Origin of the sequence: Psychrobacter sp. (genome assembly GCF_018260395.1) — a bacterium.
Classification (GTDB): Bacteria; Pseudomonadota; Gammaproteobacteria; order Pseudomonadales; family Moraxellaceae; genus Psychrobacter.
This window is the reverse complement of record NZ_JAGLBC010000006.1, coordinates 1-26645: the sequence shown is the minus strand read 5'-3', so window position 1 is coordinate 26645 and position 26645 is coordinate 1. Positions and strand designations below refer to the sequence as shown.

18 protein-coding genes are annotated in these 26645 nt (G+C 39.6%); 10 read left to right on the top strand and 8 right to left on the bottom strand.

Annotated elements, in window-relative coordinates:
* Positions 1-77: 77 nt before the first annotated feature.
* Positions 78-1319 (bottom strand): acyl-CoA dehydrogenase family protein, encoded by a 1242-nt coding sequence (locus QZ265_RS01225; protein WP_296402575.1) that lies wholly within the window; start codon positions 1317-1319, stop codon positions 78-80.
* A 388-nt stretch (positions 1320-1707) separates the two neighbouring features.
* On the opposite strand from QZ265_RS01225, the gene ligA reads away from it, so the two are divergent.
* Complete coding sequence (ligA, locus tag QZ265_RS01220) at positions 1708-3795, top strand: NAD-dependent DNA ligase LigA (RefSeq protein ID WP_296402573.1); 2088 nt, start codon at positions 1708-1710, stop codon at positions 3793-3795.
* A 326-nt stretch (positions 3796-4121) separates the two neighbouring features.
* Positions 4122-5387 (top strand): FAD-dependent oxidoreductase, encoded by a 1266-nt coding sequence (locus tag QZ265_RS01215; protein WP_296402571.1) that lies wholly within the window; start codon positions 4122-4124, stop codon positions 5385-5387.
* 44 nt (positions 5388-5431) lie between these two features.
* Here the strand turns inward: QZ265_RS01215 and QZ265_RS01210 are convergent, their stop codons facing one another.
* Together QZ265_RS01210 and QZ265_RS01205 are read right to left on the bottom strand one after the other, a co-directional pair.
* Positions 5432-6094, bottom strand: coding sequence for a hypothetical protein (locus QZ265_RS01210; protein ID WP_296402569.1), 663 nt, complete (start codon positions 6092-6094; stop codon positions 5432-5434).
* A gap of 240 nt (positions 6095-6334) precedes the next feature.
* Positions 6335-8032 carry a VWA domain-containing protein gene (locus QZ265_RS01205; RefSeq protein WP_296402567.1) on the bottom strand — a complete coding sequence of 566 codons (1698 nt, stop codon included), beginning with the start codon at positions 8030-8032 and terminating at the stop codon, positions 6335-6337.
* A gap of 336 nt (positions 8033-8368) precedes the next feature.
* On the opposite strand from QZ265_RS01205, the gene QZ265_RS01200 reads away from it, so the two are divergent.
* A complete protein-coding gene (locus tag QZ265_RS01200) occupies positions 8369-9286 on the top strand; it encodes a DUF808 domain-containing protein (protein ID WP_296402565.1) in 918 nt (305 codons plus the stop codon).
* 162 nt (positions 9287-9448) lie between these two features.
* Here QZ265_RS01200 and QZ265_RS01195 read toward each other — a convergent pair whose 3' ends face one another.
* The gene (locus QZ265_RS01195; RefSeq protein WP_296402564.1) at positions 9449-13624 is read right to left on the bottom strand and encodes an Rne/Rng family ribonuclease; all 4176 of its coding nucleotides are present in this window, start codon (positions 13622-13624) and stop codon (positions 9449-9451) included.
* Between the two features lie 1207 nt (positions 13625-14831).
* Between QZ265_RS01195 and QZ265_RS01190 the strand changes: the two genes are divergently transcribed.
* From QZ265_RS01190 to QZ265_RS01175, 4 genes are read left to right on the top strand one after another with little or no spacing between them, the layout of a single operon-like run.
* Positions 14832-15926, top strand: coding sequence for an RluA family pseudouridine synthase (locus QZ265_RS01190; protein WP_296402561.1), 1095 nt, complete (start codon positions 14832-14834; stop codon positions 15924-15926).
* A 25-nt stretch (positions 15927-15951) separates the two neighbouring features.
* On the top strand, positions 15952-16647 hold the full coding sequence (locus QZ265_RS01185) for an HAD-IA family hydrolase (protein WP_296402559.1): 696 nt from the start codon (positions 15952-15954) through the stop codon (positions 16645-16647).
* Between the two features lie 26 nt (positions 16648-16673).
* Positions 16674-17624 (top strand): 4-hydroxybenzoate octaprenyltransferase, encoded by a 951-nt coding sequence (gene ubiA / locus QZ265_RS01180; RefSeq protein WP_296402556.1) that lies wholly within the window; start codon positions 16674-16676, stop codon positions 17622-17624.
* Positions 17625-17649: 25 nt separating this feature from the next.
* The gene (locus tag QZ265_RS01175) at positions 17650-18306 is read left to right on the top strand and encodes a DUF4112 domain-containing protein (RefSeq protein ID WP_296402554.1); all 657 of its coding nucleotides are present in this window, start codon (positions 17650-17652) and stop codon (positions 18304-18306) included.
* On the opposite strand, the gene QZ265_RS01170 is transcribed toward QZ265_RS01175, so the two are convergent.
* Together QZ265_RS01170 and efp are read right to left on the bottom strand one after the other, a co-directional pair.
* On the bottom strand, positions 18303-18728 hold the full coding sequence (locus tag QZ265_RS01170; protein ID WP_296402553.1) for a secondary thiamine-phosphate synthase enzyme YjbQ: 426 nt from the start codon (positions 18726-18728) through the stop codon (positions 18303-18305). The two genes, QZ265_RS01175 and QZ265_RS01170, sit on opposite strands and share 4 nt — an antisense overlap.
* Before the next feature lie 347 nt (positions 18729-19075).
* Positions 19076-19648, bottom strand: coding sequence for an elongation factor P (gene efp / locus QZ265_RS01165; RefSeq protein WP_296402551.1), 573 nt, complete (start codon positions 19646-19648; stop codon positions 19076-19078).
* 57 nt (positions 19649-19705) lie between these two features.
* On the opposite strand from efp, the gene epmB reads away from it, so the two are divergent.
* Together epmB and QZ265_RS01155 are read left to right on the top strand one after the other, a co-directional pair.
* Positions 19706-20806: an EF-P beta-lysylation protein EpmB gene (gene epmB / locus QZ265_RS01160; protein ID WP_296402549.1), complete on the top strand. Its 1101-nt coding sequence runs from the start codon at positions 19706-19708 to the stop codon at positions 20804-20806.
* A gap of 59 nt (positions 20807-20865) precedes the next feature.
* Complete coding sequence (locus tag QZ265_RS01155; RefSeq protein WP_296402548.1) at positions 20866-21396, top strand: c-type cytochrome; 531 nt, start codon at positions 20866-20868, stop codon at positions 21394-21396.
* Positions 21397-21602: 206 nt separating this feature from the next.
* Here the strand turns inward: QZ265_RS01155 and QZ265_RS01150 are convergent, their stop codons facing one another.
* Together QZ265_RS01150 and radC are read right to left on the bottom strand one after the other, a co-directional pair.
* Positions 21603-24401, bottom strand: coding sequence for an acyl-CoA dehydrogenase (locus tag QZ265_RS01150; RefSeq protein WP_296402545.1), 2799 nt, complete (start codon positions 24399-24401; stop codon positions 21603-21605).
* A 477-nt stretch (positions 24402-24878) separates the two neighbouring features.
* Complete coding sequence (radC, locus tag QZ265_RS01145) at positions 24879-25559, bottom strand: DNA repair protein RadC (RefSeq protein WP_296402543.1); 681 nt, start codon at positions 25557-25559, stop codon at positions 24879-24881.
* Between the two features lie 510 nt (positions 25560-26069).
* Between radC and QZ265_RS01140 the strand changes: the two genes are divergently transcribed.
* Complete coding sequence (locus QZ265_RS01140) at positions 26070-26528, top strand: GNAT family N-acetyltransferase (protein ID WP_296402541.1); 459 nt, start codon at positions 26070-26072, stop codon at positions 26526-26528.
* Positions 26529-26645 lie beyond the last annotated feature (117 nt).

The window sequence follows — 26645 nt, the reverse complement described above, 5'->3', positions numbered from 1 at the left end:
GATATAAAACTTAATTAAATATAAGACCTGAAACTAGATAAGTCAGGATTTTTTTGCAAATCAAGGGTATGCAAAAGCTATTTTGATTTAGGACGGTTATACCCAAGCTTCTTCAGTTCTAATTTAGCGATCATGCCTTTGTGTACTTCATCTGGCCCATCTGCCAAACGTAAACTACGGGCTTGTGCATAGAATGCTGGAAGTGCTGTGTCTTGGCAAACCCCCATACCGCCATGAATTTGCATCGCCATATCGACCACTTCTTGTAGCACATTAGGGGCAACTACTTTAATGGCTGAAATTTCAGTTAAGGCTTCCATCACACCCTGAGTGTCCATTTTTTGAGCGGCATACAGTGTCAATAGGCGGGCTTGGTCAATTTTGATACGGGCTTCGGCAATACGTTCTAAATTACCGCCAAGCATTAATAGGGTTTTACCAAAAGCTTTGCGACTCATACCACGGTGAATAGTCAATTCCAAAGCTTTTTCAGCAGCGCCGATACAGCGCATACAGTGATGAATACGACCAGGGCCCAAGCGACCTTGCGCAATCATAAAGCCCATACCAGGACCGCCGATAATATTAGACACAGGAACACGCACGTTCTCAAACACAACCTCTCCATGACCATGAGGGGCATCATAGTCACCGAAAACCTGTAGCATGCGCTCAATTTTAACACCAGCGGTTCTAATAGGGACCAATACCATCGAGTGCTGTTGGTGACGGCCTAAGGCTTCATTAGGGGTATGGGCCATAAAAATGATAAAGTCGACATCGGGATCTCCCAAACCTGAAGACCACCATTTGCGGCCATTAAGTACAATTTCATCACCCTGTACAATGGCTGTGGCTTCCATGTTAGTGGCATCACTTGAAGCAACATTCGGCTCTGTCATACAAAATACTGAACGAGTCTTACCGTCTAATAAAGGTTGTAAATAGCGCTCTTTTTGTTCCTTATTACCAAAGCGCCATAATAGCTCCATATTGCCACTATCAGGAGCGTTGCAGTTAAAAATGTTAGGAGCAATTAAGCTACGACCGGTTAATTCTGCAATAGGGGCATAATCAGTAACAGACAGGCCAGCCCCTAGTTCATCATCGGGAAGAAATAAGTTCCATAGACCATCGTCTTTGGCTTTTTGACGCAGTTCGTAATATTCTTTTGGCCATTGCCACTGGGTCCAGTCACTATGATTATTGGTATTGTGACTTGATTTGATAAGGTCAGATTCGATAGGTTCGATTTGTGTTTCGATAAATGCTTTGACGCGATTATAAAATTCTTGTCCACGTGGGCTGATATTGAACATTATAAATTCCTTTTTATAGTGTACGGGTTTTCATTTTAGGTAAGTCATTACGTAGCTAGGTTATTAAAATAGCTTATTAAGGTAAGACTGATTAGTTATCTGCTATTCCTACAATAATTATATCAATTTTTTAGTGATAACTTATTACAATCAGAAGCAAAGGTATACCATAGCGTTAAAATAACACCTTAGTAGACAACTGTATCATTAAATCGAACCATTCTTTTTATTTGCTTTTGACCAGATAGTATTTTTTGAGTCTTATAACACGATTATAGCCATATATGTGGTGGTCGTTTTGTGTTTACTTCGGCATCTATATCTGAAAATTGCTATCATATTATACCTAATCTTTTAGATAACCTAATGCCCTGAATAAGATGCCATTATGACCAAAACTACGACCAATAATTGCCAGAAAGCCAAAATGAATGTTAATAAATCGTTAAATGCTGAGCAACACGATATTGTAGAAAAAATGCGCTCTTTGATTAAAGAGGTACGTAAGCATAATTATGCCTATTATGTAATGGATACGCCAAGTATAAGCGATAACGAATATGACCAATTGCGTCTGAGCCTTATTGAACTTGAGGAGCGTTATCCAGACTTAACCCAATCAGACAGTCCGACTGCCAGTGTCGGTGATAATCCTTTACCATCGTTTTCACAAGTACAGCATGACATACCTATGCTGTCATTGGGTAACGTGTTTAGTAAAGATGAGTTGATTGAGTTTATGCGCCGAGTCAATGATAAGCTAGGCGATAGTGACAAGGACCCTGCATATGAGGTCGAATTGAAGCTAGATGGGCTTGCGGTGTCGTTAAAATATCACAATGGTCAATTCGTCAGAGGCGTGACCCGAGGTGATGGACAAACTGGCGAGGACATTACTCAAAATGCAAAAACCATCAATAACATTCCTTTGATAATAGAAGAGGCCTTTGATATTGACGTACTAGAAGTGCGTGGTGAAGTATTGATGCCTAAAGCAGGTTTTGAGCGTTTAAACCGTGAAGCTAAAGCTTCAGATGGTAAAGTTTTTGCCAATCCTCGTAATGCGGCAGCAGGTAGTTTACGTCAATTGGACCCTGCAATAGCTGCTAGTCGTCCCTTGGCTTTTTATGCTTACTCAGTCAATCAAGGTTTACCTGAGCACATTACTAAGCAGTCAGAGGCATTGGGATGGCTAAAAGAGCTTGGCTTCACTGTAAGTGCGGTCAAATTAGTAAAAGATGTTGATGAGTTGCAGGCTTATTACGAATCGGTTATCGACATGCGTGATAGCCTACCTTTCGAAATTGATGGGACGGTGATTAAGGTCGATAACTTGCAGCTACAAAGCCAACTTGGTTATCTATCGCGTGAACCTCGCTGGGCCACTGCTTATAAGTTTCCTGCTGAAACAGTGATGACCAAGCTTAATGCCATTGAGTGGCAAGTGGGTCGTACAGGGCAAATTACTCCAGTGGGTAAGCTTGAGCCAGTGCAGGTGGGCGGCGTCACGGTAAGTAATGTAACCTTGCATAATATTGGCGAAATCCAAAGGCTAGATGTACGAGCTGGAGACACTGTAAGTGTGCACCGTGCGGGAGATGTGATTCCTAAGGTAACTCGTGTCTGGCATGAACTGCGCCCTGAAGACAGTCAGCCGGTCATGCTACCTAGTCAGTGCCCAGTTTGTCATTCGCCTGTTATTTTGCCAGAAGGCGAGGCCTTAGCTCGCTGTACGGGTGAGCTGTTTTGTCCTGCCCAACAACAAGAAGCGCTTATTCACTTTGTGTCACGTAAAGCGATGGATATTGACGGGTTGGGTGAGCGTTGGTTAATCAGCTTCTTTGAGCACGGGATCGTAAAAACGGTAGCAGATATCTATCATCTGCATGAGCACAAAGAGGATTTGATAACTTTTGAAAAATTAGGTGAAAAATCTGTCAACAATATATTAGCGGCCATTGAGGACAGCAAAAAAACCACCTTATCTCGATTTATCTATGCCATTGGCATTAAGGGAGTGGGCGAAACCACGGCACAAAATCTCGCCCAGCGCTATGGTGATTTGCCTGCACTCATGGAGGCTAGTATCGAATCGTTAGAAGCGGTTCCAGACATTGGTTCTGTCACAGCTGAGCTAGTTTATAGTTTCTTTCGTGCCGAGCATAATGTTGAGGTTATCAAAGCATTAATAGCTGCAGGTGTGCATTGGGACAAAGTAGAGCAAGTTGCCACCGAACAATTGCCTTTAAGTGGAGAAACTTGGGTAATTACCGGCACATTGGTCGAAAGTGGTATATCACGTGATGAGGCTAAAGAGATATTGCAGTCCATGGGTGCCAAAGTATCTGGCAGTGTCTCAGCCAAAACTTCAGCGTTACTAGCAGGTGAGAAAGCTGGCTCCAAGCTAACCAAAGCGCAAGATTTAGGGGTTCGTGTGGTAGAAGAAGCTGAATTTTTACAGCTTATAGGCCGATAACAGTTCAAGATTTTAAACTATCGTTGTAAGTGGCATATCCATTAAACAAAGGCAGCAAAAACTGTCTATGCCATTTTCATTTTGTACAAATATATCCCTAAAAATGATGAAAAAAACTCAATCGAAATAGTAGAACTTTGTATCAATAAAAGCGGTATTATAAGACAGTGCACGCCTTATTTACAAAAACGCATGCGCGTGCTTTTATTATTGAATAATCTAACAGGTTAGCGTAGCAGCTATGTTTACAGGTCTAACTAGGCAGCTCTCTATGCGGCACTAACTAGGCACCTATAACTATGCGGCACTAACTAAAAGGAACTTATATGCAATATGATGTTATTGTTATTGGCTCAGGCATGGTAGGTACTTCAATTGCATGGCACCTACAAAAAAACAACTCTAAGGTTTTGGTCATTGATAAAAAAGCGCCAGGTGAGGAGACTTCATATGGTAATGCAGGCTTAATCCAAAGAGAGGCTGTGCATCCAAAAGCGTTCCCTCGAGAAATGGGTGAAATCTTGAGAGTATTGCCGAATACCAGTACGGATATTCGCTATCGTTGGTCGGCTTTATTTAATTATCAAAGTGCGTTATACCAATATTGGGTCAATTCAACTCAAAATAAATTAACCAAAATTGAAGATGAGTGGGCAACCTTAATTGAGCATTGTACCAATGAGCATGGCGTTATGATACAGGCTTCTGGAGCAGATGACTTAGTACGCAAAGGCGGCTGGTTTGAACTTTTTCGTACCCAAAAAAAATATGACGAAGCCATTAAATTGGCGCAAAGAGCTACTTCTAAAGGCGTTCAATATAAACTACTTACGCCAGATGAGTTAAAACAATTTGAACCAAACGTGAATTTCGATGATTTTATCGGCGGTATTCATTGGTTGAACTCTTGGCAGGTAAAAAACCCAAGCCGTTTGGTGAAAACTTATGCCAAAAACTTTGAAGCCATGCAAGGTGAGATTCAAAAAGCTACGGTAAAAACTATCGAGCAACTTGCGGACAAAAGCTGGCAGGTAACGGTTGAAACAGATGCAGGCGAGTCGGCTACTTATAACAGTACCCATGTGGTCATTGCTGCAGGTCCTTGGTCAACTGAATTGACCCGGCCATTGGGTTACAACTTCCCATTATTCCCGATGCGTGGTTATCATCAGCATTTCAAAGTTAGCGAAGCCAATCGTATTGGGCATAGTTTATTTGATGCAGAAAATGGCTATTTAATGGGCCCTATGGAACAAGGTATTCGCATTACCACCGGCGCTGAAATGACGACAATGACGGCGCCAAAAAACTTTGGTCAAATTGAAGCGGTTGTAAAAATCGCTAAAAAATTCTTACCCTTAGATCAAGCGGTTGAGTCTGAAGCTTGGTGTGGGTCAAGACCTTGCATGGCAGATATGAAACCTGTCATAGGTCCTGCGCCGAGACATGAAAAACTTTGGTTTGCTTTTGGACATGCCCATCAAGGCTTTACCCTAGGACCAGCAACAGGGCGTTTGGTAGAAGAGATGATTCATAATAAGCCATTATATATTGATGCAACGCCATTTAGTGCAGAGCGTTTTAGCAGATAGTAATAATAGAGACTTATATTTTTATATTTTTATCTATCTATCTGTTAATGGACGGCTTTAGGGTGCAATGGCTGCCCATCGGTAGTTTTAGATTGCGGTACAATTTCGATAGGTAATGTAAGGCCACGCGCAAATTCATGAGAAATAATATAGTCATGTTGACTAGGCGCAACATTGGGCGTGGTATAAATAAACAATTTAGCGTCACTCTCAGAAAACTTATGAGACAGGTAACTGTCCCCCAACTGATCCAACAGCTTTTCGAGGGGCTCATTACTCGCCATACCTACGGTTAGAGCATACTGAGCTTGCTTAGGGGTTATATTTGAATATTTAGCTTGTGATTTAACGGGATCACTATCTAACTTAAAAGGATAATTGAAGTTTTCGGCATTAACCGCTTTTTGTGCTGAGTCGATACGACTCCAGTCTATTGTTATTGGATTTTCTCGCGTAGAGATTTGCTCATTGCCGGCGTTATCTTCAGTGCCGTCAATTGAAACTGTATTAGCTTTAGTTTCAATAGTTGTGTCAGCTGTGTCAGCTGAAATAGAGGATTGAGTTGTCTCAGTTTTAGGCGTGGTTTCTATAGAAGTAGAATTATTACATCCAAAGAGTAATAAAGACGATGCAATTAGCATAGTTAGTGATACAGGTGATGCAAAGTTAATCATAGGGCGTTTGTTAAATGTTTTTAGTTTTTGCATATTGGGTCTCAAAAATTGAGCTGATGTTAATTAACCCATCAGCATAAGAGTGTCGAATTAAAGATTTAAAACAGCTATACATTGAAGCTTAGTCATTAGATCTTACACATTGGATCTTAAACAATTATTATTGAATATCAATTAACACAGTTGGATCTTAAAAAATATAAATGGATCTAAAAAAATTTAGCTAAAGCGCATGTTGCGGTCTATATATTTGAATTAGCATAAATGTAAGGACTACTGCAAGCCATTCGCAAGTTCTACTAGTTTGATAAATTCTGCTCGGCTGTTGGTTTTATCTACTGAGCTATTTAGACCAGATCTAGCCAATTGAGCCACTTGATTGAAGCTTAACCCATTTACATATTTGCTATCTGTCAAAAGTTGTCCATAGCCAGCCACGGCCATTGCAAAGTTCGTATCTGAAGAAGCATTAGTTGCTTTATTGGCGATAGGGAACGAAATAAGTTTTGACGTATCTGAATTAGGCGCTTTATAACGAATTTTTAGGTAACCAAGCTCATTTTTATTATGAGTGAAAATGGCTGCATTTGATTGATAGCGGCTAGGTTCCAATAATCCTTTTTCTCCTACTGGGGTTACTTCAAATAAAGCAACCACCGACTTACCCGCACCCAATTCTCCAGCATCAACTTTATCATTATTAAAATCTTCTTTAGCCAATACTCTATTTTCATACCCTATCAATCGCCATTCAGAAACAACAGCTGGGTTAAATTCCAATTGAATTTTAACGTCTTTTGCCACAGTATTAAAGGTGGCAGACATCTCATCTATTAATACCTTTTTGGCCTCTGATAACTTATCAATGTAGCTATAGTTGCCATTGCCACTGTCTGCCACTTGTTCCATCATATGGTCATTGTAATTGCCCTGCCCAAACCCTAATGTAGATAAAGATATACCTTTATCACGGTTTTTGCGAATTATATCTAACATATCTTCTACGTTAGAAACACCCACATTAAAGTCCCCATCCGTAAGCATTAAAATACGGTTAATACCTTGCTTTTTGAAGTTTGCTTCAGCTTGTTGGTAAGCCAGCTTAATAGCCGCTTCGCCATTGGTTGAACCGCTGGACGAAAGGTTGTCAATGGCATTAAGGATTTTTTGAGTTTGGTTTCCGGCAGTTGCCGGCAGTACGACTTCTGTATTACCGGCATAAGTTATCAAAGTAATGGTGTCTTGCGCGCGCAGCTCTTTGGTGAGTAGCTTTAAGCTTGATTTTGCCAGTTGCAATTTATCATTACTATTCATTGAGCCTGACACATCTACCAAAAATACTAAGTTTGCATCAGGCTGATTATATTTGGCCGTAACAACATCTTCAGCTTTAATACCCACTTTGACAATGTGATTGGTCAGATGCCAAGGTGATCTAACTACTTCAGTACTGACTAAAAAAGGGGCATCACCTTGTTTTTTGGCAAGGCTAAAATCGTAGTTAAAGTAGTTTATAAGCTCCTCAACTCTAACCGCATCGGAAGGGGGCAGAGTCCCTTGATTTAAGAAGCGACGTACATTGGCATAACTTCCAGTATCCGTATCAATGCTGAAAGTAGCAAAGGCTTGCTCGCTGGTTGCATTGACACTGTTGCGTTCTACCTCAGCATAATTTTCATTATGGGTATCCGTGTTTGCTACAGTCATCTGCCTTACTGTTGGTCTAATATAAGATGCTTCTATACTTGCTGGTGAAGCCATTTTTTTATAAGAGGCATTAGATGAAGTATCTGCAGAAACTATTATGACTGGTTGGATATCAATGGCTTGTGGTTTTTGTATAGTAGCTGAAGTTACTTCACTTGAATCCGCGATATTTTGTTGGGGGCTGCATCCATTTAATAAGGATAAAGTTAAGACAGTTAGCGAGGTCACCAAAATTGGTCGCTTTAGCAATGGGTTTTTTTTCATAATAGTTCCATTATATATGAGTGAATTTATTAGCTTAAAAAGAAAGCTTTGAAATATAGACATTTTTGTTATGTTCAAAAAATTATGCACAATTAAAATAAAAAATTAGCTTCCTAGCTTTATGGTAATTACTCTGACAAGTTGGATATGAGTAAATAAAATTTAATAAATAGTTTAACTTTTAAAGAAAATCTTGCAAAAAAAGGTCTTTGTTTACAATCGTAATATGATTTTAGTAAATTTACGAGATAAACTACGTTCATTTAGCAAATTCATATTAAATGTTATATTGTTAAACTTGTATTAGCATGTTTAACAAATAATTAAGGAGATTTTATGGCAGGTGGTAGTTTATTGATGCTACTCGATGATATTAGTGTGATTATGGACGATGTGTCTGTAATGGCCAAGGTTGCAGCCAAAAAAACAGTTGGGGTACTAGGAGATGATTTAGCACTAAATGCTGAGCAGGTAAGTGGGGTTAACCCTAGTCGAGAGTTGCCAGTAGTTTGGGCAGTAGCCAAAGGGTCTTTTGTCAATAAACTTATACTAGTGCCTGCAGCACTTTTGATCAGTTATTTTGTTCCTTGGCTCATCACGCCATTGCTAATGATTGGCGGATTGTTTTTATGCTTTGAAGGCGCTGAGAAAGTGGTTCATAAATTCTGGCCTAGACTTTTACCAGAAGATGAAGAACAACATGCTCGAATCGCCGCAAATGCAGATGAATCAGTAGATTTAGTAGCAATGGAAAAGGAAAAGGTTAAGGGCGCTATTCGTACTGATTTTATTTTATCTGCAGAAATTGTAGTTATCTCTTTAGGTACATTAACCACTGCTAGTCTACTTGATAAAAGTTTGGTGTTATCACTTATTGCTGTTGTGACTACCATTGGTATTTATGGTTTAGTGGCTGTAATTGTCAAAATTGATGATGTCGGTTTGCATATAATGCAAAGACCGGGTGCAAGTAATATAGCAAAAAAGATTGGTCAATTAATGTTGGTAGTTGCCCCTAAATTGATGAAAATATTAACCATTCTTGGTACTTTAGCAATGTTCTTGGTCGGTGGTGGTATCATTGTTCATGGACTACATAGTCTACACCTTGCTGTAGAAGACCTTGCTCATTTGACTGGCGTATTTCAAGGCTTATCAACTAACTTGTTGAATGGTGTTATTGGTTTGGCTATTGGTTTAGTTGTTTTAATTTTAATGACTTTTATCAAAAAAATGCGCTCTAAAGCTCATTAATTTTCTAGATTAGACATTTTTAAATCCTATGGTTTTAATTCAATCTTAGATTTTCAAAGCTGATTTGAAATAAAAAATGGGCCACTTATAATAGGTGGCCCATTTGTTTAACATAAATTTATGACTATCAACACCTAGCTAAGCTTAGTCAAATCAACAAAATTAGTTATCATTGTTACTTTCAGCTTCGGTATCAGCCTTTGCTTGCTTTTTAGGTTCTTCTTTAGCCTTACGACTACGTGCTTTTGGCACTTTAGGCGAGGTCAGATTAAGCAAACCTGTTTGCGGCAAAAGTTGCTCAGAGATGTTTTCAATCATACTCTTGTAGGTCTCAATGCTGGTCTTATTTGTAGGACTAGCAGGCAGCTCTTGGCTTTGAGCCTCAGTTTCAAATCGAGTTGCTTTTTTACTATCTTCTAAACTCTCTTTATTGCTGACTGCATCGGTTTGCGGTTCATTGACCAAAGCACTTGCAGGTTGCTCTAAACCTTTAGCAACTTGCTGCTCAAGTATACCCGAAGTTAGTTTTTGAGCCACAGATATCAATTTATCTTCAGGAAGACTAAGTGCTTTTAGGAAGGCAGCTTCCGTATTTCCTGATTCAATGATATCTAAGCCTTTTTGACCCAGCACTTGATTCACAAAGTCACCCACATCTAGTGACATTAAGTTTGCCATGAGTGCCTTATTAGACAAATTATTATCATTATGCTTGTCTTGGCTTTCAGTGGTGGGTTCTATTGAAATGTGGACATTATCCTGCGTAACAGCGTCGTTTACAACGTCATTAACCGTTTCATTAACAATGTCATTGCTAACATTGTCATTACTATCAGTGTCATTACTAACAGTGTCAACTATAACACTTTGGGCTACTGGAGCAGTATAATTGGGATGCTGACCACGAGGATCATTAAAGGCTCTTGCCCCAATCGGAGTTGGTTCAACCTCAGTTTTGCCTTGCGCAATATTATGTGTCGCTGCAGCAGAAGTCATCTTAGTAAAGCGCTCTAAGTAGCTTGGAGACAACGACTGATAACCATAATTTACAAAGCTAAAGGCCTTTGATGACTCAGGCGATTGGTTAACGGTGTTACGTTTAGGAGCAGATTTTCCATAGCTACCCGAAGTTTGCTTATGCGCATTTAAAGCCGCTAAGAAACAAGCAATCACCCCGTCTTTAGCCATACGCATACTAGGCTGTGCTAAGTGAGTATGGATAAATTGTCCCACCGTGCCACTAATAGCTGCCTTTTGAACAGGTTGAAATTGCTTTTCTTCTACAACAGTTTTACTTTGCTGCAAGATAGCCGCTTTTATTAAACGCGGATCATTACTGGCTTGGCCGAATTTCTTGGCAGTCACATAGCGATCAGCAAATAATAGGCTGGTATCAAAACCTATGCTTGCACGAGCATTTTCTGGGTCTGAAGTCGGCTTTTCTAGCATAGCCTTATTTTCAGTGCTTATTGTTTTACTTTTTTCTGTCTCAACGTTTGAAACCTGACGATTGTCTGTTTTGGTTTCGTTGGTAGTAGCTACTTCAGCTTTAGTACTGGTTGCAGCTGTTTGAGGTGCTATGGCAGAAGCGTCAGACTGATTGTTCTGAACATGCTCTGACCTAAAAGCAGGATTTGCGACTTGAGCGTTAGAGGCTTCAACTGTGTCAGATTTAGTAGTTTCTGAATTAGTTGGTGCTACTTTTTCAGCTTGAGCGTTCTGGTCGATAGGTGCTTTATCAACATTAGCATGTTCAGCACTGGTAGACTGTTCTACTGTCTGCGATGAAGCTTGGTCTGGGCTCGATGACGTTGTTGAGTCCGCATTAGTTTGTGCTTTCAGCTCTGCATGCGTTTCAGGCATAGTGTCAAGCTTGGTTTCAGCAGTCGTCGCAGCTTTACTATCATCTAAAGAAATATGAACCACTTCTGACTTTTTATGCTTGTTTTCTGCTTCTGTCACACGAAGGTTTACTTCGTTAGGATCAACACTGTGCTCATTTTGTGAACGGTTGCCATTTTTATCTGCGGTTTTAGCGGCATTTCTATTTCTGTCATCTTGAGGAACACGATTGTCTTGATTACGGTTAGATGACTTATCATGTAGCTGCTTAGCTTCACCACGCTCGATAGGGCCACGTGACTCACGCTTGCTATTAGACGTACGTTTTGGCAGTTCATTGGCTGGCTGACTGTCTTTAGTAGACGTTGATGTCTGGGCGTCTAACTTGTCTTCGCTATGAGTAGGCTGTTTATCGTCTTTTTCAGATTGGCGTCTACGGTTGTCAGTTTTGCTACGTTTGTCGTATTTATTACGGCTTCTGTTGTTGCGAGAACGACGACGGTCTTTATCACTGTTATTGTCATTTTCACTGTCATCTTTGTTATCGTCTTTGCTTACTGTCTCAGACGCTGTAGTAGGCTGAACGACAGACGCTGACTGAGCTTGTGCAGTTTGGGAAACAGGCGCTGCACTGACTTGACCAAATGCACCACGGCTCTGAGCACCAGTATTTACGATTGACTCAATGGCTTGTGCAGCATCTGCACTACAAACAGTAGCAGACATTTGTGCTTGCGGCGTCGGGGCAAATAGGTTTGATAACCAAGCCACAGCAGCAGGTTTAGAGGGTTCAACTTGAGCTTGGGTGTGGTTCTCAGGTGCTTGTTGAGCGGGTACTGGCTCAGGCGCATCATGCTTAGTAGACGGATTATTAGCCGGTATAATTGGTGCATCTTCATTGGCTTGACGTGGTTGGCGCGTAGGCTGCTGCTCTGGACGCTCTGATTCAGAAGTTTGCCAATCTACCTCATAGCCACGACCACTGGTTTCTTGTAACTGAGTATCGGTCACACGCTCATAACTTGCCGGAGCAAAACCTTGATGGTTAAAATGTAGATTGAAATTTGGAGACTCTAAATGCGCATGTGGCAAGATGGTAATACGAGTGCCACTGTCTTGCTCAAGGTACACTAGGCTTTCACGCTTTTCATTTAATAAAAAAGCAGCGATATCTGTCGGGACTTCAGCTTGTACCTCACCATGACGCTCTTTAAGGGCGGTTTGCTCAATTTGACGCATGATTGACAAGGATAAGGAGCGTAGGTCACGAATCATGCCATTACCATGACAGCGAGGGCAGATATAACCGGTTGACTCTTCAAGAGAAGGACGCAGGCGTTGACGGCTCATTTCCATTAAACCAAAGCGTGATATTTCACCAAACTGAACACGAGCACGATCATATTTAGTTGCTTCAACCAGACGTTTTTCAACTTCTTTTTGATGCTTGTTATCATTCATGTCGATAAAATCGATAACAATTAGCCCACCCATATCACGTAGACGTAATTGACGAGCGATTTCATCAGCAGCTTCTAAATTAGTATGATATGCCGTCTCTGCAACATCAGCACCCTTAGTAGATTTGGCCGAGTTAATATCAATAGAAACTAAGGCTTCGGTTTGATCAATAACAATAGAGCCACCAGATGGAAGTCGTACTTCACGTTGATAAGCTGTTTCGATCTGACGCTCAACATTGAAGCTTGAGAACATAGGTTCAAATTCGGTATATTTACGCAATTTATCGATTTGAGTGGGCATAACCGCTTTTACAAAGGTTTCCGCTTCAATGAAAGCCTCTTCATTATCTATCCAAATTTCGCTAATATCATCACGTAAATAGTCGCGTACGGCGCGTGTCACCACACCCGCTTCTTGATGCACAAGACGGGGAGAGGGATATTTTTTATTTTGATCTTGAATAGCGTTCCAGATGTTTAATAAATGATTTAAATCATGTTGTAAGTCATCTTGGGTCTTGCCGATACCTGCCGTACGAACAATAACGCTCATGCCTTTTGGTAGCTCAAGATTGCCCAGCATACGCTTCATGTCTTCACGCAATTTGCCAGAGATCTGACGTGAGATGCCGCCACCTTTAGGATTGTTTGGCATTAATACCAAGTAGCGACCAGCTAAAGAAACGTAAGTAGATAGGGCAGCGCCTTTATTACCACGCTCTTCTTTTTCAACTTGAACGATTAGCTCATCGCCTTCTTTGATAAGCTTACGAATATTGTCTTCACGGGGGTTGCCAGCTAAATATTCGCTAGCAATTTCTCGAATAGGTAAAAACCCTTGGCGTTTTGATCCATACTCAACAAAGACTGATTCTAATGAAGGTTCAACGCGGGTGACGTGACCTTTGTAGATATTTGCTTTCTTTTGTTCTCGGGTACGGTTTTCAAGATCGAAGTCATAAAGATGGTTGCCTTTACATAAAGCAACACGTACTTCTTCGTTGTGGGTGGCGTTAATTAGTATGCGTTTCATTGGTGTATCCTAGTTAGGTCATGACACACAATGGTGGATACTTAGAGGAGAAGCTTGAGCATTTAGTGGTTAAAATTTAAACCTTCTATTTATTAACTCATAAATAAAGCATTTTTCTTTAAGATCAATAGAAACTAAAGATATTTTATGAGTTAGTAGACCAATGATAATTGTTTTAAATATATTTTTAGGATAGTTTGATTAAGCATTAAACAGGTAAAAGCCAGTTTCAGCATCCTGCTGTAAATAAGTTTGCAGTTTATATTACGCCTTTAAGATATATAAAACTGGGAGTCTCTTAAAGGTCGAAATGATTTCTTGACGTATGTCATCAGGATTTACTGCTGTTTTTCAGCTTCGGTTATTATGAAACTGTCTTAGTACGTTAATGCTTTAAGTTGAAAATAGTCATAATCAAGTCATTCTGAACCTAGTTTTTTTAATGATAACAAGGAGAGGTGTAAGGTCATCCTTATCGCATGTTGGTTTGACGAACTAATTATTATGTAAATTAGCGTGGTGTCAGTGACCATGAAGGTAGTCTGTCTTGATTATATAAACATATTCAATAAATTTTAAAATCCTAAAGTTTTATCTCACTATCAATTCAGTACTTAATTTGACGGGGCGTACTTGGCAAATAACGGCTTTTTTATTATGACAAAAAGCAAAATATAAGAAACATCTAATTACAGTTATTTGACCGCCAACTCAGCACGATTTGGTCTGATATATTCATGCTTATTACCAGGAAAGCTAAGCGGTAGCTTAGATTAAAGCTTTATAAATTGTAAGATTATAACGCTTGGCTAGCGGCTACATTAGTTCGCTGGGCTTTTAATAAATAGTTTTGGCTTTAACCCAAAGCTATTAACTCTCTAAATATTACAACATTGTATACATGTTAAATTTACATGGGGGATGTGGCGCCAAGTCGGCAAAAGGAGTTGTAAGCTCCAAGACCACCTACCCAAAATCATTGTTTATAAAAATAACGGTGTGGGCTGACTTTATATTCTCTACAGAATATTTAAAAAGAGACTCACTGTTAGACAGGTATGCTGTCGCAAATAGAACTCAAATAATGGTGTAATCGCATAAGGTTATAAAATGACCTTAAAAATAGGCTTATGTTAATAACAATACACGAGACACAAAGTCAACGTGTTAGACTATACCAAATCTTTTGCCAAACACCTAACAAAATATGTCAAAATCAAATCAAAATTACGAGAAAAATGTAGATCAAATGAACTCTAAAAACCCTAAAATTGAACAAGATCTAGACGGGCTGATGGCGAGTGTCGGTCTTGAGCCGTCTCAAGTTAGACGTCATTCCACCAAGGCTCGTCCGCAAAGTGCTGATGAAGACATTAAAGACTTCACTCAGGTTAATCACTTAGAAGTTACCCGTAACCAACATGGTCAACGCGTTGATAATTTTTTATTAGCACGTTTAAAGGGCATGCCACGTGCTCATATTTATAAAATGATTCGCTCAGACGAAGTGCGTATCAATAATAAGCGTTGTAAGCCTTATGATAACCTTGAGCGGGGGGATGTGGTACGTATAGCCCCAGTTAGATTGGCGACACGTGAGAAGCCGGTTATCAGTGAAGGTTTTGCCAAAAGCTTACTTGAGCGTGTGGTATATGAAGATGAGGGACTGATCGTACTCGATAAACCTTCTGGTATGGCGGTACATGGTGGCAGTGGACTGGACTTCGGGGTTATTGAAGCCATGCGTGATGCTACCCATAAGAAATATCTAGAATTGGTACATCGCATTGATAAAGATACTTCTGGGCTGCTAATGATCGCTAAGAAGCGTTCAACTTTGAAAGTATTGCAGGAACATTTACGTGAGAAAACGATACAAAAGCATTATTTATGTATCGTTAAAGGTCAGCCTGCCCTTAATGATATAAGCATTGATGCGCCTTTATTACGTTTTAATCTTGCCAATGGTGAGCGTAGAGTTAAAGTAGATAAAAATAATTCTGATGCTAAAAGCAGTCAAACCATTTGCAAAGTAGTAACGCGTTTTGAGATTAATGGTGAGCCAGTAAGTTTAATTGAAGCCATGCCCCTTACCGGACGTACTCATCAGATTCGTGTCCATTTGGCATATGTAGGTCATCCTATCTTGGGCGATGACAAATACAATATAAACGATCAATCTAATGTGCGCCGTTTGTGTTTGCATGCTTGGAAGTTAGATGTACCTGAATTTGAGACCATTAAAGCACCGTTGCCAGAAGACATGCAATCGCTATTGCCTGAAGATTTTAAATTAAACTAAGCTTGGCTGTAAGGATAAAATTGCTATGAATGATATGGCTACTCAGGCTGAACATGACTTAAAGAAAAAGTCACTGATTATTTTTGATTGGGACGGAACCTTAATGGATTCAATAGGCTTGATTGTTAAGTCTATGCATATCGCTGGCGAGGCAAATGGTTTTTATACCACTGATGAAGCAGTGAAATCTATCATTGGTTTGAGCTTAATTCGGGGCATACAGATTTTATATCCTCATGCTACTTCAGAGCAGCACTTAGCCATTCAACAAAGTTATGCCGATTATTATATCAATGCCAGTGTTGAACCGAATCAGCCACACTCGCAGTTCTTTAATGGCATCGAAGCAATGTTACAAAGGCTAAAAGCTCAAGGTAAACAACTAGCAGTAGCTACGGGAAAGAAACGTGCGGGACTTGATCGGGTTATGGATTACGCCCAAAGTCGCCATTATTTTGTTAGTACTCGCTGTGCAGATGAGTCGGGGTCAAAGCCGAATCCACAAATGTTATTAGATATTTTGCAAGAGACAGGTCATGAAGTTTCTGATTCAGTTTTCGTAGGGGATAGCATTCATGATATCCAAATGGCCAATAAGCTTAATATGATGTCTATTGCGGTAAATTATGGGGCGGCAGATCACGACATATTAGCTGCTGAAAACCCAACTTTTCATGTGGATACGCCTTCGCAATTAATTGAATTATTGACGGCAAGATAAGACTAATCTATGGTTGCTGATACGCTATGACCCAATCAGATTTTCAAAAAAAACTTCAAGCCTATATTCACTTAACACGTTTTGATAAGCCAGTGGGTATTGAGCTGTTATTGTGGCCAACGCTATGGGCAGTTTTTTTGGCAGCTTTTGGTCGCTCAATAAATCAAGCCACGCAAGCTTCTACTGCATTACCAAGCGTTCTGCCACCATGGTCAATATTATTAATATTCGCTCTTGGTGCTATTTTGATGAGAGCAGCAGGTTGTGCAATTAATGATTTTGCAGATAGAAAGGTGGATGGCTCTGTAACCCGTACCAAAGGTCGTCCTTTAGCCGATGGTAGACTATCCTCAAAAGAGGCAGTAGCAGCATTTTTAGTCTTGTCTCTTATTAGTGCCAGTTTGTTGTTGTGGTTGCCTTTAGAGGTATTTTATTGGTCTCTTGGCGCTGTGCTATTGGCATTTATTTACCCTTTTATGAAGCGCTACACGCACTTGCCACAAGTGTTTTTAGCGGCCGCTTTTGGTTGGGCTATCCCAATGGCGTATGTGGCTGTACAAGGCTCATCCGATATGTGGTGTTGGTTATTGTTTATAGCTTACATGTGTTGGACAGTGGCTTACGATACCCAGTACGCCATGGCTGATCGCGATGATGACTTGAAAATTGGGGTAAAGTCGACTGCAATTTTATTTGGTCGCTACGATGTGGTAATCATTTCAGTATTACAAACTGCGTTTTTGGTATTAATGGCACTGGTGTTTTATCATTATTTTTCACAGACGAGCATCGGCCTGATACCTGTTTTTGCATTAGGTTTAGTCGCCATACTGTTCTCTAAGCAAAACAAAGCCTGCGCTACTGGTAATCCAATGGCGTGTTTTAATGCGTTTTTGGACAATGTTTGGGTAGGGCGCTATGTATTTTTAGTGGTTGCTTTGAGCTGCTTTTGGATCGAGTTTACTGCTATAGCATAATTTTAATTGTGAATGAGAGCTCCACATGGCTAAACCTTTTAAAACAGCCTTAAAAACTCAAACTACTGTAAACAACAAGTTTGAAGAAAACTTGTTAAAAGAAGGCTTATCTCGACAACAAGTCATTAAAATGGAACGTAGTTTGGCAAAATTCGCCAATACTATGGATTCTATAGTACGAATTCCTTTTACAAAGCAAGGTGTAGGTGCAGATGCGGCTTTATCTACCATTCCTGTTGCTGGTGACGTGGCTGGCTTATTGTTGACTGGCTATGCCTTTGTGCTAGGAAGAAGACTGGGCGTACCGTTACACAAATTAACGCCAGCAGTTAAATTGGCACTCATTGACTTGGTGGTCGGCGTAGTTCCGGTGGTAGGCACAGTGATGGATATATTTTTGCGTCCAAGTCGAAAGACGTTAGAGATTGTCCGAGATCACCTACAAGATGAGTATGGCATTATCGAGACTGCTCATATAGAACGTCCCTTTATGCATCAAGCTTTACAAAATAAACAGCAAAAGTCTAAATTTTGGCGCAACCCATTAGTCGCTTGGCTTTATTTACATGTTCCAGATATCCTAGGCCTAATAGTGTTGGCATTATTGGCAATAGCGCTATGGACTTTAGGCAGTTGGTTTATGGATTTAGTAGCTAATTTAGTGGATTCTAAGAGTTATTAAACATTGACTGTAATTATCAAACGTCGATTACCGGCATGATTACGATGCTCACATAGATAGACGCCTTGCCAAGTACCCAATCCTAGTCGGCCATTTATCAATGGAATATCAAGACTAACGCCAAGCATCATGCTTTTAAAATGAGCTGGCAAATCATCAGAACCTTCTAAAGTATGTCGATAGTGAGCTTGGTCAGCAGGCGCGACTTGGTTTAACCAGTCTTCTGTATCCAGACGTACATCAGGATCAGCATTTTCATTAATGGTCAAACTGGCCGAAGTATGCTGCAAAAACAGATTCACCAAGCCAGCCTTAGTTCCTTGCGGCAGCAGCTGATCTAAAGCTTGTTGAATATGAGAAGTAATAATATGCACCCCGCGAGTTTGAACAGGCAGAGTAACGATAGTTTGATAAAATGCCATAAATAAACCTAAAATAACTATTGGTTTCCATTAGTGGTGCTTGTAGCAACAGTGCTATTAAAGCAATAGTTCTATTAAAACAACAGTGCTAATAATAAAAGAAAGAAAACTTTTATGACGTAAAAAGCCAAAAAAACGGCCAGACTCTAAGGCTTTATTCTATTGCTACTGAATGTATAATAGGCATTCGGATAAGCAAGGCAGATAAAAGTTAAGAGACTGGCTGGATTATTTGATAAATAACTGCTAAATATCTGCTGAATATTAGATAATTAACTGGTAAATAACTATAGCACTGATGCTAGCATATAGGCTGTAGACTTGAGCATGTAAGCCCTAATAAACTATTAGCTAACGCGAGTTTGGTAGTCTCCTGTGCGAGTATCTACACGCACTACTTCATTTTGCTGAACGAATAAAGGGACACGAACTACGGCGCCAGTCTCAAGGCGAGCAGGTTTACCACCACCGCCAGAAGTATCACCACGAACGCCGGGATCCGTTTCAACAATTTCAAGTTCAACAAAGTTTGGTGCTGTTACTGATAATGGCACGCCGTTGAATAGAGTAATGGTACATAAATCGTTACCGTTCTCTTTTAACCATTGCTTAGCCTCTGCCATTGCATTAGCATCCGCTTGCAATTGTTCAAAGGTTTCAGGATGCATAAAATGCCAAAATTCACCATCGTTATATAAGTAGTTCATTTCAGTATCAACAACATCCGCTGCATCTAAGCTGTCGCCTGATTTAAAAGTTTGCTCTAACACTTTACCAGTACGCAAATTACGTAGTTTGACACGGTTAAAAGCTTGGCCTTTGCCTGGCTTAACAAATTCGTTATCAATAATGGCACAAGGATTACCATCGTACATAACTTTAAGACCGGCTTTAAATTCGTTAGTTGAAAAACTTGCCACAATATTGCTCCTGATACATTTCAAATTAATGACAAAAAATCAAATATGATGAACCCCATGATAAACCATTTGCCCGAACAAAAAAACAGGAAAATCCCCATTACATCCGTTGCTACTGGCTTATCCGAGCTTAACTCGATTGATAACTTTGAGGGAAGGGATAAGCATAATGCGCCTACCACTTGCAAAAAACAAGTAGCAGATATTATTACAGATATCGATCAGTTGCTAGCTATTTTAGAGTTAAGTCACATTAAGCCTGAACTCTACCTTCCTGAAGGCTTTGGATTACGAGTACCCAATGGCTTCGTGGCCAAGATGAAAAAGGGCGACCCGAAAGACCCTTTATTGCTCCAAGTATTGCCCAGTAAGCTTGAGCAGATTGAAGTCAATGGTTATGAAGCGGATCCTTTGGCTGAAAATGACCATAATCCAGTAAAAGGATTATTACATAAATACCATTCAAGAGTATTGGTAACGGTAACTGGCGCTTGTGCTATTCACTGTCGTTACTGTTTTAGACAGCATTTTGATTATCAATCAAATTTACCAAAATCTGACCAAATAGAGATGATTCAAGAGTATATTAGACAACATCCTGAAATTCGTGAGGTTCTGCTCAGTGGTGGCGATCCATTAAGTATATCGAATCGACGTTTTTTCTTGTGGTTAGATGCTTTAGAAGCATTACCGCAGATTAACACCATTCGTATTCATACCCGTTTGCCAATCGTTATTCCTGAGCGCTTAGACCTAGAGTTGTTGTTGCGGATGCAGGAGAGTCGTTGCCGTATGGTAATGGTAGTGCACACTAACCATTCTAATGAAATTGATGCTTATACAGCTCAGTGTTTGCAACAAGTTAAACAATATGGCGTTACTTTGCTTAATCAGACGGTTTTGTTAGCAGGAATAAATGACTCAATTCAAGCTCAAGTAGAGCTTAGTGAACGACTGTTTGAATCAGGGGTGTTGCCTTATTATTTGCACCTATTGGACAAAGTACAAGGAGCCGCTCACTTTGATATCCAAAAGCAAAAGGCTGTGGACTTGTATTGGCAAATGCTGGAACAGTTACCGGGTTATTTGGTACCAAAACTGGTACAAGAATTGCCAAATCGACCGTTCAAAACACCTGTGGATCTTTATCGTCCTTAATCGCAATTAGTAGTCTTATTTTAATAATATTCGTGACACCTATTTAGAAGTGAGTACAAATGTTAAATACTTATTGTCCCTATACCGAATCTTTTCGTCTCTATACTGGATCTAATTGTACAAACCGTTTTAAACCAATAAAAAGGCTCAGCGGATTACTGGTTATTTTAACCTTGACTGCTTTTGGCGTAGGCTGTACGCCAAGCCCTCCAGATCATCGCGCTCAGGTCACTGCACCCGTTTATAAAGCAGGCGATAGTACAAAAGGCGAGAAACTGTATGAAGATTTATGCAGTCAGTGCCACACCTTAAGACCTGGCAGTAATAAAAAAGGGCCTCAGTTGGTCGGCGTCTATATGGCACCTTCAGCGCAATTAAAGGATTATAAATATAGTGAGGCACTAAATAAAGCGCATTGGATATGGGACGCCAAGACTTTAGATTCTTATATCGCAGACCCTAAATCAGTTCTAGCAGACACGCGTATGTTGTCTGATCCTGTACCTAATGCGCAGGATAGACAAGATATTATTGCTTATTTGTCTACATTAGGACGTGATCCGCTACCAGTTACTAAAGACAGTAAGTAGTTTCATTGTCAGGCGCTTATGATAAGTTTAACTTTTTAAAAACCATCACTTCAAAACATTTAACTTCAAAAACATTTAACTTCAAAACTTTTAACTTCAAAACTTTTAACTTCGAAAACTTCTAGCTTTAAAGACTGATACATAAGCAAAAAAAAACCATGCCCTAAGGCATGGTTAATTTATATTCACTAGTAAAAATTTAGTTTTTAGGGCGACTTATTGTTGTCACGCTGTCTATCAGCATGATTACGAGCCATACGCTCTTCTAGGGTCATTTCAGCATCGCGAAGACGAGGGTCATGACCTTTTGAGTCCACTTCGTTAAAATCAGTTTGGTCAACTTTTTCATCGAGAGTATTTTGCTCAGAAGCCATTTCTACATCGCCGTCTTGCTCATAACCATGAGCACTATTGGCATCGCCTGTCTCTTCTTGAACACCCGATTCCTCAGTAGAGGAGATCGAATTAGAAGAAGATTTTTCAATTTTCTCTATCACATACGGTGTTAAGTTACTTGCCGCATTTTCAAGAGTATGTGGGTTCTCACGAGGTAATGCTTGATTAAGATGTTCATCAAATACATCAGTTAGCAAGGAGTCAAAACGTACTGCATTGTATTCAATCAACTGCTCTGATTCAGCTTCTGTAATAACGCCTTCTTTCAATGCAGTCAATACATGGTCCTCAAATGTTAGACCTACAAACTTGCCTTTATGTTCCGCTTTTTTGAACTTCTGCCATAGAGGCTCAACTTCAAGCAACATTTGATATGCGTTTTCCATGCGACCAATATTATTTTCAGGATCACGGGTATAATAAATTAAAGTTTTAAGTTGCTCGCGGAATGGATTATCTGCACCATCCGCCATAATAAGATCACCCAACTTGCGTTTTAGTTCATCACTTGGTTTAGGTGCAAAGTTTCCACCTGGGAAACACACCAATTTAACTAAACCTGCTGCCATACGATTAGGGAAGTTCTCATAGATTTCAAAGAAAGCTTCTTGAATAATATATAAAGATTTCTCTAAAGCTAAACGGGCATGTAAACGCTCTGATTCAGATTTGGTACCATGGGCGTAGAATCTTAATATAGCAGTCATCATAAATAGATGTGCATGGATGTCCGCTAAACGTCCTGATAGCATCTCTTTTCGCTTTAAGTCACCAGCGAGTATACCCAATGCCATATCCGCAGTTAAAGCAAAGTTAGCACTTAAACGGTTAATCTGCTTGTAATAAGGACGGGTAAAGCTATCGGCAAAGCTAGGTGCTTTACCACTGCCGCCAAAGTATCCTGCTACAAATGATTTAGCACCACGGTTAAACGTGTAACCCAAATGCTTGAAGAACATGTCATCAAATTGTCTTTTTGCATCTTTTTTATCTTCACTTTGCAGCAGTTGTAATTCTTCAAATAAGTAAGGATGACAACGCATAGCACCTTGACCAAAAATCATTAGTGAGCGGGTTAATATATTAGCCCCTTCCACTGTGATTGATACAGGAATGGCTTGATAAGGTAAAGCTAAGAAATTACGAGGACCCAACTGAATAGCGCGTCCACCGACGATGTCCATACCATGATTTACTGTTTCTCGCATGGTCTCAGTAGCATAGTATTTAGCCATAGCTGTCATGACAGACGGTGTACCGCCTTGATTTAGACCACAAGTCACTAAATGGCGAAAAGATTCAAGCATATAAGTACTACTGGCAATACTACTACTTGCATTTTGTACGCCTTCAAACTTACCTACCGAAATCTTAAACTGTTCACGAACTTTAGCAAAAGCACCTACTGTTAAGTAAGTCATTTCACAGGCTGATGTAGACAATGAAGGTAAGGAGATGCCACGCCCAACAGCCAAACACTCCATTAGCATACGCCAGCCTTTACCAGCATTTTCGATTCCGCCAATAATGAAATCTAGCGGAATAAACACGTCTTTACCGACTACCGTACCATTCATAAATGGGGAGCCTGGATTATGACGCTCACCAGTATGTACCCCTTCATAGCCAGCAGGAATTAATGCACAGGTAATACCATAATCTGTTTTATTCTTATCGCCTAACAACCCTTCAGGATCGTGCAGCGTAAATGCCAAACCTACCACAGTAGCTACGGGTGCTAATGTAATCCAGCGTTTAGAAAAGTTCATATTTAGACCAAGAACTTCACGGCCTTCATACATGCCATAGCAAACAACTCCAGTGTCAGGAATTGCACCAGCATCTGAACCCGCCTCAGGACCGGTTAATCCAAAACAAGGAATTTCTTCACCTTTAGCCAGCCCCGGTAACCAACGTTGCTTTTGCTCTTCAGTACCATAATGCATCAGCAATTCACCAGGACCTAAAGAGTTAGGTACCATACAAGTTACTGCTGCGGTCAAGCTTCGTGAGGCAATCTTACTCATGATACGGCTTTGGGCATAGGGGCTAAAATCTCGACCGCCATAGCTTTCAGGAATAATTAAACCTAAGAAACCGTTGTCTTTGATAAATTGCCAAGTCTCAGGCGATAAATCCTTATCATGATGATGAATTTGCCATTCATCTAACATGCCACAAAGTGTCTCAACTTCATTATCAATAAAAGACTGTTCTTTTTCAGATAAGGTAGGGTACTCATAACCGGCAAATTTATTCCAGTCAGGAGCTCCCATAAATAGTTCTTTTTCCCACCAACTAGTGCCAGCGTCTAATGCTTCACGCTCAGTATCACTCATACTAGGCATTGCACCTGCTAGCATATTGTAAGCAGGATTACTTATCAATGATTGACGTAGCGGCGTTATTAACACTACCAAACTGGCTAATATAAAAGGCACGCCTAATAATAAAGACCAGGGTGCAATAAATCCGGCAATAACAGCAATTACAATGAGTAATAAAGCACCTGCAGTGCGGCTTAAGCCATAATAAAAGACTAGCAGCAAAGCAAACAGCTGCAATAGTATGGCAAGTATAAAAAAGCCAACTAAGGTTAAGGTAGTCATAGTTTGCACCTTAAAATTGAATAAATAAAAAGTTACTATCGGAAGTTTTAGCAGAAGTTTGTGATTTAATTTTTACACTTCTTTATAGCTATTGCTTAATCAATACAATCACTTTAGTTGGGCTCATTGATAGAAATTGAATGCTCTGCGGAACATCTTAAAAAAAATGCTTGTCCATTTAATCTTGATATTAGAGCTTGTTATTAGAGCTTTGAATTAAATACTGTGGATCAATATATTATTTATTTAACAGGCATGAGCACCAAATAAAGAGAGTTATATATACATTACAGAGTAAGTATGTAAAACCATATAATCAAGACTATAATCTTTACAATTGGTTAATATCGTTGCTGTTTCATTCAAAAGCTGCAATTAACTGAACGTAAAAAAATTTAAATTTCTTAAAGTTTTTACATTGACTTTAAAATCAATAAAACTTGTTATTGGGTTTATTGTATAGTTTGGCAAGCTAAGCTAAAAAGGAGGTGTCCCTGTCTCTGCAAAAGATAAGGTATCATTACGACCCACTATAATATGATCGACTAAGATTAAATCTATGGTTTGGCAGGCGGCTTTTAGCGTTTCAGTGAGATGAATATCAGCACTAGAAGGTGTGGCATTTTGATTGGGATGATTATGAGCAACTATGAGTTGACTAGCGCCTTGTTCTAAGCCATGACGGAGTACTTGTTTGATACAAATTGAGCAAGATGAGATACCACCTACAAACATTATTTTAAAATCCAACAGATTTAATCCATTGTCTAAACAAAGCACAGCAAATACTTCATTTGTCTCACGGCGTAATTGGGTCGTTATATAATCCTTGACCATTTGAGAGCGGTTGAGGCTGTGGCCTGATTTTAATTCACTGGCTAAGTAACGTTTGCCCATTTCTAAACTAGCGAGCAGTTGAGCATATTTAGCAGTACCAATACCGTGGCAAGACAGTACTGCCTCCTGTGGCGCAGCTAATAATTCTGCAATACCCCCAAAATGGTCAATCAGGCTACGAGCAAGTTCTAAAGCAGACTGCTGCTTGGTGCCCGTTCTAAGGAAAATGGCCAATATTTCAGCATCTGTTAATTGTTCAGGGCCAAGATTTAATAGTTTTTCTCTTGGACGATCTTCTTGGTGCCAGTCTTTGATTGCCATTATTAATGTCGCTAGTTGTATATGTACTAATTATCAAGGTGATATTGAATTTGTTAAGTGAAAGTTGTTTTTAAGTGAAGATTGTTTTGAAGTGAAGATTAAATAGGTATTACAGATTAATTGTTTAGAAGATGGTTAATAAATATAGAGGCGATGTTAGTGCTATCATGACCAGTCAAAGACAGTTTAAAAAGATAAAGCGTTTCAAATAACCCTAAGCACTTATATCTATTAGCATTTTTTAAAGCAAGCTTATCTTATAATCAATTATACATATATACAATAAATATAATTAAGATTATCTATATATTTTTATTTAGTTATTATTTATTTGCCCCTTTTTTTATATCATTCAAACTTAAATAGTTGTCATAATAAACGCCATAATAACCAACATAACAATTATCTAAATAACCGCCATAATAACTGTCAAAATTATTGCCGAAATAACTGCTAAAACAATAACTAAAACGACTGCCAAAAACGACTAACTACTAGGACAAACCTTAAATGAAAACCTCGACGATAACTATTAGACCATTGACCGAAGCGGACCAGAAGGGTTGGTATAACAATTGGCAAGCTTATTTAGCTTTTTATAACACTACATTAAATGATGAGGTAACCCATGCCACGTGGACAAAGATATTAGATCCGGCAACTGCTATTTATGGATTTGCAGCTTTTGAAGGCGATAACCTTATCGGTATCATGCACGTGGTTTTGCATCCTAACACTTGGAATATTACAGATTGCTGTTACTTAGAAGATTTATATGTAGATCATGTTTGCAGAGGCATGGGGGTAGGACGACAGTTAATAGAATATGTGTATCAGTTTGCCCAAGAGCAAAAATGTAATCGTGTGTACTGGGTAACGGGTGAAGATAATAAAGTAGCCAGACAGTTATATGATAAATTGGCTCATTTGACCGATATGGTGCAATATCGCAAAGATTTAGCTCAATAGGAGCTGCTAATGAGATTAACTAATAACAAAAAGCCAAGATAGATAAGATAGATACCAGGTAGATACAGGGCAAACGCACACTTTTTTAAAAAGAAGTGCGAAAAAGGAGCAAATCGA